The organism is Algibacter luteus (assembly GCF_030344935.1).
Lineage (GTDB): Bacteria > Bacteroidota > Bacteroidia > Flavobacteriales > Flavobacteriaceae > Arenitalea > Arenitalea lutea.
In genome coordinates this window covers 2,867,192-2,881,459 of the sequence record NZ_CP128313.1, presented here as the reverse complement: position 1 = coordinate 2,881,459, position 14,268 = coordinate 2,867,192, and the positions used below count along the sequence as shown (strand labels likewise).

The window sequence follows — 14,268 nt, the reverse complement described above, 5'->3', positions numbered from 1 at the left end:
GTAACTACATAAAACTAATTGTTTTGCATATCCTTATTGGGTTAGCTGTATATAGTTTAGAGGTACTTTCTAAAGTTTATATACTAGGCATAGTTCTATATTTTTCAAATAAAATATTATATAGCAAGCCTTCTCAAAAAACATTACATGTATTAATAGCTTGTAGTTACGTGGTTGGTGCCGAAGTATTTTTACGAATGACTGGAGGGAACTTTCTCTACGAACTGTCTAAATATCTCGTAATTCTTTTCTGTTTGATGGGTATTTTAACGACTAGACTCAAACAACCTATTCCGTTTATTGTATATATTTTTCTATTAATCCCAGGAATTCTAGTGGCTGGTTTTAATATGACAGAGCAAACTACAATTCGAACGGCAATAGCCTTTAATTTAAGCGGTCCGGTATGTTTGGGAGTGGTAGCAATTTTTTGTTATAAACGTAAAATTTCTTACCAAAATATTCATAGAGTGTTGTTAGCTATGTTATTGCCTTTAATTACCACAACCATCTATTTGTTCGTTTTTACGCCAAGTATAAGAGATATAATAAGTGGCACTGGATCAAATTTTGCAGCTTCTGGCGGGTTTGGTCCTAACCAAGTTTCTACAGTTTTGGGGATTGGAATGTTTGTATTAAGTGTTAGGTTTTTCATGTTATCACCTTCATTATTCCTAAAAATACTTAATGGTTTGCTTCTTGCTGCAATAAGTTACAGAGCTATTGTCACATTTAGTAGAGGAGGCGTAATAACTGCTATTATTATGATAACTGTTTTTGTTTTCTATTATTTCAGGAAAGTTAATCAAAAAGCAAAATTTAGAATTAGTAGAACCGTTTTACTTTTTGTGAGCATGGGTTTATTAATTTGGTTATATACTTCTTTTCAAACAAGTGGTTTAATAGATATGCGCTATGCTAATAAGGATGCATTAGGTAGAGAGAAATCAGATATTTCAACAGGAAGGGCAGATTTGGTTTCCTTTGAAATAGACGAATTTTTAAAAAATCCAGTTTTGGGAGTGGGAGTAGGTAAAATAAAAGAACTCAGACAAATAAACGAAGGTATTGATGCGGCTTCACATAATGAAATGAGTAGAATTTTATCTGAACATGGTTTATTTGGCATGGTGGCTTTTCTAATATTATTAATCTCGCCTTTGCTTTTTCGAATTAGAAATAAATCTAATATTTTCTTCTTTTCTTGTTACTTTTTTTGGTTTTTAACGATAAATCATTCTTCTATGCGTATTGCGGCACCTGCGTTTATCTACGGACTCTGTTTGCTTGATATCCAGTTTACATCTAAAAGAACTAAAAAGGCTAATGTAGCACTTAAAAAGAAGCATCTAATGCCTGTTGCACCTTGAAGACTTTAATTTATATAGGAAACAAATCTGGGGTTAGTAAGCATGCTAATATGTCATCGATTGACATTTTAGGCCGGTTGTTAGAAGAAAGTGGGTATAAAATATACTATGCTTCAAGTAAAAAAAATATTGTTCTAAGATTATTACATATGTTATGGGTTTGTTTTAAGTATAGCAATCGTGCCGATTATGTACTTATTGACACTTATAGTACGTTAAATTTTTACTACGCCTATTTTGTTAGTCAAATGTGCAGATTACTTCATTTAAAATATATTCCAATCCTTCATGGAGGTAAACTACCAAATCGCTTGCAGCAATCACCAAAACTCTCAAAAGCCATTTTTAATCATGCGTATAAAAACGTATCGCCTTCAAAATATATTAAATCTAAATTTGAGGCGTTCGGTTATAAAAATCTTATTTGTATTCCTAATTCAATAGAATTAGGAAATTATAAATTTAAGAAGCGCGAGTTCGATGAGGCTAATTTACTTTGGGTGCGTTCATTTTCTGAAATTTACAATCCGTTTCTAGGAATAAAAGTTTTAAAAGCTTTAAAAGATGAAAGTATAAATGCTAAACTCTGTATGGTTGGTCCGGATAGTGACGGAAGTTTACAAAAAGCTAAAAATTACGCAAATGAATTACAAGTAGAAGTGATTTTTACAGGTAAACTTGATAAAAAAGAATGGATTGATCTTTCTGAAAATTATAATATTTTTATCAATACAACACATGTTGATAACATGCCGGTTAGTATTATAGAATCATGGGCACTTGGATTACCGGTAGTTTCGACCAATGTAGGAGGTATACCTTTTTTTGTTAAACATAATGAAAACGGAATTCTCGTTGAGCCAAATATGGAAAGCGCATTTGTTGACGCGATAAAGAAATTAATAAGTTCGAAAAATTATGGTAATAAGATTGCAGAAGAAGCAAGAAGATGTGCCGAAAATTTAGACTGGAACGTTGTTAAAAACCATTGGATTAAAGTCTTAAATTAATACCATGTTTATAGATTTTACTTACTATCTTTATAGTCTCTCAAAATAATTCTCAAAATAATGTTTGATAGCGGTATTCATTTCAATATTTCTGAAAGAAAAATACTCTTGCGTATTTTTGATATACTCTCTATCCTTTTTGTACTTTATTTAGTTAGTAATAGTTTTGAATTTGATTATTTTACTTTAACAAAAGAAAATTGGACCTGGGTTTTTGTACTTATTTTATACGTATCTGTATTTGGGACTGTTTTTGAAATGTATGATTTACAAAAATCAAGTAGGATTGAAAAAATTTCTACGGCTATTGTATTTACGGTTTCTACTACGGTTTTGTTTTACTTGTTAACGCCCTTCTTTACTCCAGTATTACCAGATAATAGACTCCAAATACTGTTTTTTTATTTTGCCATTCTCATTGCCTTAATTTTATGGCGATTAGCTTATATAACCTTTATCGTATCTCCTAGATTTTATAAAAAAGTTCTTATAATTGGCGAAACTTCGAATATTGAAACTATTGTTGAAGCTTTTAAAAGTTCAGATCCTAACTATAAGATAGTTGGTTTTGTTAACTGCGAAAAAGATAAATTGGCTTCAGTAAAATATAAAGCCATTCCTGAATTTGGAGCTAGCCAAATTCGCGAGATTATTAAAAATGAAAATTTATCTGAAATTGTTGTGGCAAGTTATAGTTCAGAAAACATTACTTCTGAAATATATTATACGCTCATTAAATTGTTAGAAGAGGGTTTTCCTATTAATGAATACACTCAAGTTTATGAAGATTTAGCGCAACGAATTCCTGTGCAGTTTGTTGGAAAAGATTTTTATAAATACTTTCCATTTAGTAGAAACAATCAAAATAAACTGTATCTGTTTTTTCATAGACTTTTTGATGTTTTAATTTCTTTATTAGGAGTTTTATCTGGCCTAGTTTTTTTACCAATTGTATTGTTAGGGAATGTTTTAGGAAACCGTGGACCTTTGTTTTATACACAGGATAGAATTGGTAAAAACGGAAAAATATTTAAAATTATTAAGTTCCGTACCATGATAAAAAATGCTGAAGAATCTGGTGCGGCTTGGGCTAAGAAAGGAGATATTAGAGTAACCCCTTTTGGTAAATTTTTGAGACATTCAAGATTAGATGAAATGCCTCAATTTTTAAATATTTTAAAAGGTGAAATGAGTTTGATTGGTCCAAGACCTGAACGTCCGTTTTTTGTAAAAGAATTATCGAAAATGCTTCCATTTTATGAAACAAGACATATTGTAAAACCAGGACTTACGGGTTGGGCTCAAGTAAAAACGAGATATGCTTCTTCTATTGATGATAGTTTATTGAAGCTTCAATATGATTTATATTATATTAAACATAGAGGCTTTTTCTTAGATATGAACATCATGATTAAAACCTTGAGTACCATCATCTTTTTTAGAGGTCAGTAATAAGCATAATAGATTCAATTACAGTTTATTAAAATGCTTCACCAAGAAAATATACCTAACAAAAAGTGCTATTAAAAACGGAATTAATCCGATGGCAAATACTTGAACACCAATTGTCCAGTGTAGTGCTAACAGACATAATAATATTACTAAAAGCTTAATGTATTTTATAAACCATAGATTAGGTATTGGTTTTAAAAGTTGACCAATAAAAAGTATGTTTAAGGCAAAAGCCCAAAGTAAATTATAGTTTTGGTGCGTGCCAGTATGATTTGTTGCAAACCACAGTAATAAAATAACAATGCCTATTAACCCTGTGACTGCGAATATAGAAATATCTAACCATTTAGTACGCTGCTCATTTTTATGATCTTGATAGGTAATGAAAAGTATAATTAAGCCAATAATTCCAAAGATAAATAATGGACTGCTAAAAAACGAGTTAGTAAATTTTGTTTCACGTTTAGCATATAAAGTTTTACTTTCTTTAACTAAGGGCTCTTTGTTTTTAATGGTGGCATTTTTAAAAAATTTGTAAATGTTTTCAGGTAAAAACATGTGGTCTTCAGGCGAAGCTTTTCTATCGATTACGGCACCTAAAGCTAAGTCTATACCCAAGCTACCCCACGAATTTCGATTTAGATTGTTTTGAATTAAGGTTCTAAATGAGGCTTCTTTAAAATCTTTTGGCTTGTTAAAAGTTATCGCGTTATTCAACACAATATTACTCACATCTTTAATTTTTGTGGCGCAATTATCATAAAAGAACTCATATAAATAAGCTCTATTTTCTGGTTTATAGTTATTTACCAAATAATCATAAAGCTTTTGTTTTTCAGTAGATGATAAATTAAGAACTTGCTCTTTTATGCTTCTATTATAATAAGTATAAACTTGATAAAATCTATTAAAGTTAGTTCTACTTATTAAATAATTAAGTTTCCCTTGAGCAAATTTTAAGTAGAAATTTGGTGCATCAAAATCATATTCGCCATAACCATATACTAGGTCAATACCTTGATTTAAATCTTTAATTCTAAATGCACTGTGGCCAAAGGCATCATTTAAAGAAGTACCTGGACCAACGGTAAGTACACTAATTTCAGCTGCTTCAGATAATTGATGCTGTTGAGCGAAACTAAGTTTAAAAAACAAAAAAAGAAATAAAAGTAGGAATGTTTTTTGCATTATCTAAAGATACTAAAATCAAGTTTTAGTGAAAACACGTTTGAATAAAGGGCAACACTTTGGTCGCCAATATCAGTAAACGCGTAATCTATTTGAATTCCGTTATATTTAAAACCTAAACCGAAACTTGGTTGAAAAGTAAGTTCCTGACTATTATCAAACTGAGTTTCATTTTGAAAATTACCCATTCCGGCTCTTAGATAAACCATATCAATATATCCAAATTCAAAGCCCAAAGCTGGGTTTATACTAGCAAAAGATGTTGAGAAGATATCGTTGTTTTCTTCAAAACGTACATTCAAATTTACCGAGGTTAATAGCGTATAATCATAATTAAAATCTACCAACTTAGATATTCCAATTTGTAATTTTGGAATAGTAATTTCAGTGCTTTCAGGTAATTCTTGATTTTGGCCTTCAACAGCATCACTAATCGTAGCAAATTCTTCTTCATCTATTGCCCATGCGTTAAATGTTGTCGTTATATCTCTCGCCATAAGGCCGAACTTCCAATTGTTTTGAGTTTCAAATTGAAGACCAACATCCAATCCAAAACCCCAAGACGAAGCAAAATCGCCAATAACTCTTCTTATAACTTTTGCATTCACACCATAATTTAAGCCTTGCACGGGTAATTCTCGTGCAAATGAAAACGTTAACCCGTAGTCGGCAGTAGAAAATAAGCTGATTCTATCGTAATTTATATTACCCTCTGCATCGATAAGCTGGGTGGTGTTTAATATATCATCAACAGCAAAACGTATTAAAGAGATGCCTACGGCGCTTCTATCATCTAAAGGCATAGCAAAAGCGGCATAGTCATAATTAGCAATGTTCGCAAAATAACTAGAATGCATTAAGGCAAGTTGATTGTCTTCTAGTTTCAATAACCCTGCAGGATTCCAATATCCTGAATTTACATCGGAAGAATGTGAAGTTACTGCACTACTCATACCCAAAGCGGCTGCATCAACGCCAATATTCATAAACTCATTTGAATATTTTCTAACGGTTTGTCCAAATAATGATATCGATAAGGCGCAAAGTATCGTAGTGATGTAAAGTCTCAATCGCAATTTTTTTACAAAGATGCACATAATTTACATTCTTTAAAACTTCAATTTATAATAGATATTGCTTAAGACTCAAATTGTTTGTTATTTTTACAGCATAAAAATAACATTATATGAAAAAACAAATACCCAATGCATTAACATTATTAAATTTATTTTGTGGTAGTATAGCAGTAATTTTAGCGGTAAATAACAACTTTGTTACGGCAGCATTATTTGTTTTTTTAGGTATATTTTTCGACTTTTTTGATGGTTTTGCAGCCAGAAAATTAAATGTTCAAAGTGAGTTAGGATTGCAATTGGATTCGTTGGCAGATATGGTGACTAGCGGATTGGTTCCAGGAATAGTCATGTTTAAGTTGTTGTCATTAACGCTTGAAAATGAAATTGTAACCGAAGGTACTTGGGTCTCTAACAACTTAGATTTCCATTTGAATCAACCATTATTACCGCTTTTGGGCTTATTAATTACTTTAGCTTCAGCCTACAGACTTGCAAAATTTAATTTAGATGAAGACCAACAAACTTATTTTAAAGGCTTACCAACACCAGCGAATACTTTACTAATTATTTCGTTGCCTTTAATTTTAGAATTTCAGAATAATAATGCTATTAACTCAATAATACTCAACCCATGGTTTTTAGTTATTTTGACGCTTGTAAGTTGTTATCTGTTAAATTCAAGCATAAAATTATTCGCTTTAAAATTTAAAAATTATAGTTTCAAGGATAACTCCATACGTTATATTTTTATACTACTTTGTGTTGTATTACTTATTGTTTTAAAGTTCGCGGCAATTCCTTTAATTATATTATTATACATCATAATGTCTGTTCTAGACAATTTAACTACAAAATAAAATTTAAATGGCTTCAGGTTTTTTTGCATTACTAGATGATATCGCTGCTTTAATGGATGATGTGGTGGTCATGAGTAAAATATCAACTAAAAAAACGGCTGGTATTTTAGGTGATGACTTGGCCGTAAATGCTGAAAAAGCAACCGGATTTGTGTCTTCTAGAGAGTTGCCAGTGCTTTGGGCAATAACTAAAGGTTCAGCTCGAAATAAGGTAATTATTCTACCAGTTGCATTTTTACTAAGTGCTTTTGCGCCTTGGGCGATTACATTAGCGCTTATTCTTGGTGCTATTTATTTGGCTTATGAAGGCGCGGAAAAAATTTATGAATACATTGTGCCTCACGAAACTGTAACTGAACAACATCTGGATTTAAAGGCTAACCTTTCTAAAAAAGAATTGTTAGAACTTGAAAAAACGAAGATAAAATCAGCCATATTTACCGATTTCATTTTATCCGTTGAAATCGTCATTATTGCACTAGGAACCGTTTTAGCAAAACCTATTTTATTCCAGATTTTGGTAGTTTCAATTGTTTGTGTAATTGCTACTGTTGGTGTATATGGAATTGTAGCACTCATAGTTAGAATGGATGATCTGGGGTATAGACTAGTTAAATTCAGTAAAAGAGAAAAAAGCATTTCTAAAACTATAGGTAACCTTTTAATTAGAGCTTTGCCAATAATAATTAAAAGCTTAGCAGTAATAGGTACTATTGCTTTAATTCTTGTTGCAGGAGGAATTTTTTCTCATAATGTGGAATACATTCATCACCTTTTAGAAGAAATAGAATTACCGACAATTGTTGAAGAATTTATTGTTGGGCTTCTGGTTGGAATTTTAGCTTTATTTTTTGTGAAAATTTTTAAAAAGATTTTTAAGAAGAAAAATGCCAATCACTAATCTCTAATTTTCTTTTTACGAAGCTCGAAATTTTGTCCTAAATATACTTTACGAACCATTTCATCGTTGGCCAATTCTTCTGGTTTTCCCGCTTTTAGAATACTCCCTTCAAACATTAAATAGGTTCTATCTGTAATCGCTAACGTTTCTTGTACGTTATGGTCGGTAATAAGAATACCAATGTTCTTTTTAGTAAGTTGCGCAACAATTCTTTGGATGTCTTCAACCGCAACAGGATCTACACCTGCAAAGGGTTCATCCAAAAGAATAAAACTTGGGTCTGTTGCTAAGGCACGAGCAATTTCAGTTCTTCTACGTTCGCCACCCGATAATAAATCGCCACGACTTTTTCGAATGTGTCCTAACCCAAACTCTTCAATTAGCGATTCCATTTTATCATGCTGCTCTTTTTTACTCAATTTAGTAAGTTGAAGCACACTTAAAATATTGTCCTCAATACTTAATTTTCTAAATACCGATGCCTCTTGAGCCAAATAACCAATACCATTCTGTGCACGTTTGTACATAGGGTATTTAGTAATTTCGGTATTATCTAGGAAAATATGACCGCCATTGGGTTTTATTAAGCCAACAATCATGTAAAACGATGTTGTTTTTCCAGCACCATTAGGTCCTAAAAGTCCAACAATTTCACCTTGATTTACCTCAAGAGAAACGTCTTTTACTACTTTTCGTCCGCTGTAGGACTTCATTAAATTTTCGGCTCTTAAAATCATATTGTTATAACAAACGCTAAAAATAGTAAAATCATATACACTATTATAGCAGAATTTTTTATTTATATTATTCTTGAGATTCTAAAGCATCCCAAAATTCGTAGGCTTTTCGTAAGTGCGGAATAACAATGGTACCACCAACCAAAGTTGCGATACTTAATGCCTCAACAACTTCTTCTTTTTTTAATCCAATTTTATAACTGGTTTCCATGTGGTATTTTATACAATCATCACATCGTAATACTGTAGAAGCTACTAATCCTAAAAGCTCTTTTGTTTTCACATCTAAGGCGCCTTCCGCGTAAGCGTTAGTATCTAAATTAAATATTCGTTTAATTACCTTGTTGTTATCGGCTAGAATTTTATCATTCATTTTAGCACGATAATCATTAAATTCTTTTACAATATCAGCCATGTTTTAATTTTTCTTTTCTTTTTTGGTTTCTAATTACAATTTTAGAAATATAAATACTTACTTGATATAAAACTATAATTGGAATTGCAACAATAACCTGACTTGCAATATCTGGAGGGGTAATTATTGCCGACAGAATAAGTACGACTACCAAAGCATATTTTCGGTATTTTCTTAAAATTTCTGGTGTAACTAAACCTATTTTGGTTAAAAAATAAATAATGATTGGCAGTTCAAAAATAAGTCCCGAAGCTAAAGCCGAAGAACGCACTAAGGCTATATAAGAACTAATATCAATTTGGTTATCTACTTTGGGAGATATACTATAATTAGCCAAAAAGTTTAAAGATAAGGGCGTAACAATATAATACCCAAAAAGGACACCTATAAAAAATAATAGGGATGAGATGATGATGAAACCTCTTGAGTGTTTACGTTCTTTACTATGTAAGCCTGGACTGATAAATTTCCAAAGTTGATAAATAACATAAGGAAAAGAAATGACGAACCCACCTAATATGGCGGTCCAGATATCTGCCGAAAATTGACCGGCCATAGTTCTGTTTTGCAGAATCATCGGCATTTTTTCAGCACAAAAGGTGGTATCTACGCCAATAAAATTTGCTGTTCTACATAGCATATCGTAAGTGGGGAAACTCATTTCTAGAGGCGCAAAAATGATGGCTTCAAAAACAAACCTGCTAAAAATAAATACAAGCGTAGCAACGATTATAACTGCTAAACAAATTCTAATTAAATGCCAACGTAAATCTTCAAGATGATCTAGAAAGGACATCTCGTTAATATTTTTCTTTGCCATTATATAATACCTTCTTTTATTAAATCGTGTAAATGCACCACTCCGGCGTATTTACCTTGTTCCTCCACTAATAGTTGAGAAATGCCGTTGGTTTCCATAAGTTCTAAAGCGTCTATAGCCATAGCATCAGATTCAATACGCTTTGGATTTGCACTCATGATATCTTTTGCTGTTAATTTTGAAAAATCGTCAACTTTACTTAGCATTCTACGTAAATCACCATCTGTAATAATACCAATAATTTTATCATTTTCAACAACCGCAGTTACACCTAACATTTTCTCGGTAATTTCAATAATTACATTTTTAATATTAGTAGATGGTAATACTTTTGGTTTTTCATTAACAGAGGATATATCTTGAACTCTTAGGTATAACTTTTTTCCTAATGCACCTCCTGGGTGATATTTTGCAAAATCGTTTTTTGAGAAGCCTCTCAATTCTAACAAACATATAGCAAGAGCATCTCCCATAACCAATTGAGCGGTTGTACTTGTAGTTGGTGCTAAATTATTTGGACAAGCTTCTTTTTCAACAAAGGTGTTTAAAATATAATCGGCATGTTCTCCTAAAAAAGAATCTTTATTACCAGTTATAGCAATCATTTTGTTATTAGCACTTTTTATGAGCGGAATTAGCACTTTAATTTCGGGGGTGTTTCCACTTTTAGAAATACAAATAACGACATCATCTTTAAGAATTGAACCTAAATCACCATGAATGGCATCTGCGGCATGCATAAAAATAGCAGGTGTTCCAGTTGAATTTAAAGTGGCAACAATTTTATTAGCAATAATGGCGCTTTTTCCAATGCCTGTAATTATGACACGCCCTTTAGAATTGTATATAAGTTCCGTGGCCTCTGCAAAATCATTAGTTATAAGGCTTGACAAGTTTGAAATGGCATTAGCCTCCATTTCAATAGTCTGTTTAGCTATGTCAATAATAGAATTTTTGTTTTTCAAAATTTATTATTTTTGGTTCATTTTTAAAGATTTTGTTATCTTTAGTGTAAATCAAATTAAAATTTGTTGTAATTTGAAAATTAGTTACAAAACTAACGAAAAAAATATGAGGGTTCTCTAAATGCTTTATGAAATTAACTAACCGATGTTTCGGCATAAGAGAGATGTAATTAAAACAATAATTTTATTCAATTCATGTCCATATCAAAGAGTGACTTGCATGCTTCACTAAAAAAATATTTTGGATTTAATAAATTCAAAGGACTTCAAGAAGGCGTTGTAGAAAGTATATTATCAGGAAATCACACGTTCGTAATCATGCCTACAGGTGGTGGTAAATCATTGTGTTACCAATTGCCTGCTCTTATGCAAGAAGGCACAGCAATTGTTGTTTCCCCTTTAATTGCATTGATGAAAAATCAAGTGGATGCTATTCGCGGCGTTTCAAAAGAGAATGGTGTTGCACATGTATTAAATTCTTCTTTGAATAAAACCGAAATTAAGCAAGTTAAAACAGATATTGTTAATGGGATTACTAAGTTACTTTATGTAGCTCCAGAATCGCTTACCAAAGAAGAGAATGTTGATTTTCTCAGGTCTGTAAAAATATCTTTTATGGCTATTGATGAGGCGCATTGTATTAGTGAATGGGGGCATGATTTTAGACCAGAATATCGAAATTTACGCCATATCATCAAGCGCATAGGCGATAATATTCCCATAATAGGGTTAACGGCTACAGCAACTCCAAAAGTTCAAGAAGATATTATTAAAAACCTCGGTATCAATAATGCAAAAACCTTTAAAGCTTCTTTTAACAGACCAAATTTGTATTACGAAGTTCGACCAAAAACGAAAAATGTTGATGTCGATATTATCCGATTTATAAAACAAAACGATAATAAATCTGGTATTGTTTACTGTTTGAGCAGAAAACGTGTTGAAGAACTTGCGCAAGTATTGCAGGTTAATGGTATAAATGCAGTGCCTTATCACGCTGGGTTAGATGCTAAAACACGCTCCAGCCATCAAGATAAATTTTTAATGGAAGATGTTGATGTGGTTGTTGCTACCATTGCTTTTGGTATGGGTATAGATAAGCCCGATGTGCGTTTTGTAATTCATCATGATATTCCTAAAAGTATTGAGAGTTATTACCAAGAAACAGGAAGAGCCGGAAGAGATGGCGGCGAAGGACACTGTTTAGCATATTACGCTTACAAGGATATAGAAAAGCTTGAGAAATTTATGTCTGGTAAGCCTGTGGCTGAACAAGAAATAGGACAAGCCTTATTACAAGAAGTTGTTGCATTTGCCGAAACATCTATTTCAAGGAGGAAGTTTATACTTCATTATTTTGGTGAAGAATTTGATAACAAAACCGGTGAAGGTGGCGATATGGATGATAATGTAAGGCATCCTAAAAAGAAAGTTGAGGCCCAAGATCAAGTAAAATTAATGCTCGAGGTCATCGATAAAACCAACGAAAAATACAAATCGAAAGATTTGGTTAATGTTATTATTGGAAAAGAAAACGCTTTAATTAACTCCCATAAAACTAACGAACAACCATTTTTTGGTTCAGGAAAGCAAAAAGACAATAAATATTGGATGGCGTTATTAAGGCAAGTATTGGTTGCAGGTTTCCTTCGAAAGGATATTGAAACTTACGGCGTTATAAAATTAACCCAAGAGGGTAAAGATTTTATTAAAAATCCGAAATCTTTTATGATGACCGAAGATCATGTTTTTGAAGGAGAGCAAGAAGACGGCACGATTATAACCGCTGCTAAAGGCGGAGGGGCTGTGGCAGATGAAGTATTAATGGGGATGCTTAAAGATTTGCGAAAAAAGAACGCTAAAAAGTTAGGCGTTCCACCATTTGTGATTTTTCAAGACCCTTCATTGGAAGATATGGCATTAAAATACCCAATTAATCTCACTGAACTCTCTAACGTACATGGTGTAGGTGAAGGAAAGGCGAAAAAATACGGTAAAGATTTTGTAGCTTTAATTGAAAAGTATGTCGATGAAAACGATATTATTCGTCCAGACGATTTGGTTGTAAAATCTACAGGTAGTAACTCTGCAAATAAACTTTACATCATTCAGAATATAGATAGGAAATTACCTCTTGATGATATTGCCAGTTCTAAAGGGATGTCTATGGAAGAGTTTATCAAAGAAATGGAAGCTATCGTATACTCTGGCACAAAATTAAATATTGATTATTGGTTGCACGATATTTTAGATGAAGATCAACAAGAAGAAATTCATGACTATTTTATGGAATCTGAATCAGATAGTATTGATGCCGCTATTGAAGAGTTTGATGGTGATTATGATCATGAAGAATTGCGTCTTTATCGCATCAAATTTATCAGCGAAGTTGCCAACTAAACTTTGTCATTCTAACTTTATACTTCACACTTTGTTTGCTATATTTGCACTTTCTTAAAAATTAGAATCATGCAAGACGGCTTATACGCAAAATTTAATACAACAAAAGGAGAAATTCTTATCGCTTTAGAATACAAAAAAACACCTGGAACAGTAGGTAACTTTGTTGCTTTAGCAGAAGGAAATCTAGAGAACAAAGTAAAACCTCAAGGCACACCATATTATGATGGTTTGAAATTTCATAGAGTGATACCAGATTTTATGGTTCAAGGTGGATGCCCGCAAGGTTCAGGTGCTGGAAATCCTGGATATCAATTTGATGATGAATTTCACCCAGATTTAAGGCATGACGGACCTGGAGTATTATCTATGGCAAATGCAGGACCAGGAACTAACGGTAGTCAGTTTTTTATAACTCATATTGAAACACCATGGTTAGATAATAAACATACCGTTTTTGGAAAAGTAGAGCACGGTCAAGAAGTAGTTGATGCCATCGCACAGGGTGATAAAATTGAAAGTATTGAGATTTTAAGACAAGGAACTGAGGCAGAAGCGTTCAATGCTGTTGAAGCTTTTCGAACTTTTGAAGGCTCAAGAGAAAAAAGATTAGCTGAGGCTAAAGCTGCTGCAGAAGCGGAGTTGGATAAATTAGCAGCCGGTTTTAGTAAAACTGAAAGTGGTTTACGTTACCAAATCATTCAAGAAGGTGCTGGGGTCAAAGCAGAAAAGGGTAAAACAGTTTCTGTACATTACAAAGGTCAATTATCAGATGGAACTGTGTTCGATTCTTCATACAAACGTAATGCACCAATAGATTTTCCACTTGGCGTTGGTCAAGTTATTCCAGGTTGGGATGAAGGTATTCAATTATTAAAAGTAGGTGATAAAGCTAGATTAGTAATACCTAGCAACTTAGCTTATGGAAGTGCAGGAGCAGGTGGCGTAATACCACCAGATGCAACATTAGTATTTGATGTTGAACTTATGGATGTGAAATAATAACATTCTTACAAATACGAATTAAATTAGAATCAATAAATTAAAAACACCCTTTAAGGGTGTTTTTTTATATCG

13 protein-coding genes are annotated in these 14,268 nt (G+C 32.4%); 7 read left to right on the top strand and 6 right to left on the bottom strand.

The genetic code is table 11. The features are described 5' to 3' along the window. Positions 1-23 precede the first annotated feature (23 nt). From O5O44_RS12160 to O5O44_RS12150, 3 genes are read left to right on the top strand one after another with little or no spacing between them, the layout of a single operon-like run. Positions 24-1,370 carry an O-antigen ligase family protein gene (locus O5O44_RS12160; protein WP_289194586.1) on the top strand — a complete coding sequence of 449 codons (1,347 nt, stop codon included), beginning with the start codon at positions 24-26 and terminating at the stop codon, positions 1,368-1,370. Next, a complete protein-coding gene (locus tag O5O44_RS12155; RefSeq protein WP_289194585.1) occupies positions 1,367-2,380 on the top strand; it encodes a glycosyltransferase family 4 protein in 1,014 nt (337 codons plus the stop codon). The genes O5O44_RS12160 and O5O44_RS12155 overlap by 4 nt, the downstream gene beginning before the upstream one ends. 60 nt (positions 2,381-2,440) lie before the next feature. Next, positions 2,441-3,832 (top strand): sugar transferase, encoded by a 1,392-nt coding sequence (locus O5O44_RS12150; protein WP_289194584.1) that lies wholly within the window; start codon positions 2,441-2,443, stop codon positions 3,830-3,832. A gap of 18 nt (positions 3,833-3,850) precedes the next feature. Here O5O44_RS12150 and O5O44_RS12145 read toward each other — a convergent pair whose 3' ends face one another. Then, entirely contained in the window at positions 3,851-5,020 is a 1,170-nt protein-coding gene (locus O5O44_RS12145) for a lipoprotein N-acyltransferase Lnb domain-containing protein (protein ID WP_289194583.1), read from the bottom strand. Continuing rightward, positions 5,020-6,090: a putative type IX sorting system protein PorV2 gene (locus tag O5O44_RS12140; protein ID WP_491524961.1), complete on the bottom strand. Its 1,071-nt coding sequence runs from the start codon at positions 6,088-6,090 to the stop codon at positions 5,020-5,022. Before O5O44_RS12140 ends, O5O44_RS12145 begins: the two co-directional genes overlap by 1 nt. A 116-nt stretch (positions 6,091-6,206) precedes the next feature. Between O5O44_RS12140 and O5O44_RS12135 the strand changes: the two genes are divergently transcribed. Beyond that, the gene (locus O5O44_RS12135) at positions 6,207-6,953 is read left to right on the top strand and encodes a CDP-alcohol phosphatidyltransferase family protein (RefSeq protein ID WP_289194582.1); all 747 of its coding nucleotides are present in this window, start codon (positions 6,207-6,209) and stop codon (positions 6,951-6,953) included. Positions 6,954-6,960: 7 nt separating this feature from the next. Beyond that, positions 6,961-7,854: a DUF808 domain-containing protein gene (locus O5O44_RS12130; RefSeq protein WP_289194581.1), complete on the top strand. Its 894-nt coding sequence runs from the start codon at positions 6,961-6,963 to the stop codon at positions 7,852-7,854. Here O5O44_RS12130 and lptB read toward each other — a convergent pair. From lptB to O5O44_RS12110, 4 genes are all read right to left on the bottom strand, one after another. After that, entirely contained in the window at positions 7,851-8,591 is a 741-nt protein-coding gene (gene lptB, locus O5O44_RS12125) for an LPS export ABC transporter ATP-binding protein (protein ID WP_019387335.1), read from the bottom strand. The genes O5O44_RS12130 and lptB overlap by 4 nt on opposite strands. 67 nt (positions 8,592-8,658) lie before the next feature. Beyond that, positions 8,659-9,006, bottom strand: a complete 348-nt coding sequence (locus tag O5O44_RS12120) for a carboxymuconolactone decarboxylase family protein (RefSeq protein WP_019387334.1) — start codon at positions 9,004-9,006, stop codon at positions 8,659-8,661. Continuing rightward, positions 8,999-9,826 (bottom strand): twin-arginine translocase subunit TatC, encoded by an 828-nt coding sequence (gene tatC, locus O5O44_RS12115; protein WP_019387333.1) that lies wholly within the window; start codon positions 9,824-9,826, stop codon positions 8,999-9,001. The genes O5O44_RS12120 and tatC overlap by 8 nt, the downstream gene beginning before the upstream one ends. Next, positions 9,826-10,743 (bottom strand): KpsF/GutQ family sugar-phosphate isomerase, encoded by a 918-nt coding sequence (locus O5O44_RS12110; protein ID WP_434088355.1) that lies wholly within the window; start codon positions 10,741-10,743, stop codon positions 9,826-9,828. The genes tatC and O5O44_RS12110 overlap by 1 nt, the downstream gene beginning before the upstream one ends. 243 nt (positions 10,744-10,986) lie before the next feature. Here O5O44_RS12110 and recQ point away from each other — a divergent pair, with 243 nt between their 5' ends. Both recQ and O5O44_RS12100 read left to right on the top strand, forming a co-directional pair. Beyond that, positions 10,987-13,191 carry a DNA helicase RecQ gene (gene recQ, locus O5O44_RS12105; RefSeq protein WP_289194579.1) on the top strand — a complete coding sequence of 735 codons (2,205 nt, stop codon included), beginning with the start codon at positions 10,987-10,989 and terminating at the stop codon, positions 13,189-13,191. 69 nt (positions 13,192-13,260) lie between these two features. Further along, entirely contained in the window at positions 13,261-14,193 is a 933-nt protein-coding gene (locus O5O44_RS12100; protein ID WP_289194578.1) for a peptidylprolyl isomerase, read from the top strand. Positions 14,194-14,268 lie beyond the last annotated feature (75 nt).

Coding starts and splice junctions, on each gene's coding strand:
- O5O44_RS12150 (WP_289194584.1), top strand. CDS start 2,441: ATGTTTGATAGCGGTATTCATTTCAATATTTCTGAAAGAAAAATACTC.
- O5O44_RS12145 (WP_289194583.1), bottom strand. CDS start 5,020: ATGCAAAAAACATTCCTACTTTTATTTCTTTTTTTGTTTTTTAAACTT.
- O5O44_RS12135 (WP_289194582.1), top strand. CDS start 6,207: ATGAAAAAACAAATACCCAATGCATTAACATTATTAAATTTATTTTGT.
- O5O44_RS12130 (WP_289194581.1), top strand. CDS start 6,961: ATGGCTTCAGGTTTTTTTGCATTACTAGATGATATCGCTGCTTTAATG.
- lptB (WP_019387335.1), bottom strand. CDS start 8,591: ATGATTTTAAGAGCCGAAAATTTAATGAAGTCCTACAGCGGACGAAAA.
- O5O44_RS12120 (WP_019387334.1), bottom strand. CDS start 9,006: ATGGCTGATATTGTAAAAGAATTTAATGATTATCGTGCTAAAATGAAT.
- tatC (WP_019387333.1), bottom strand. CDS start 9,826: ATGGCAAAGAAAAATATTAACGAGATGTCCTTTCTAGATCATCTTGAA.
- O5O44_RS12110 (WP_434088355.1), bottom strand. CDS start 10,743: ATGGAGGCTAATGCCATTTCAAACTTGTCAAGCCTTATAACTAATGAT.
- recQ (WP_289194579.1), top strand. CDS start 10,987: ATGTCCATATCAAAGAGTGACTTGCATGCTTCACTAAAAAAATATTTT.
- O5O44_RS12100 (WP_289194578.1), top strand. CDS start 13,261: ATGCAAGACGGCTTATACGCAAAATTTAATACAACAAAAGGAGAAATT.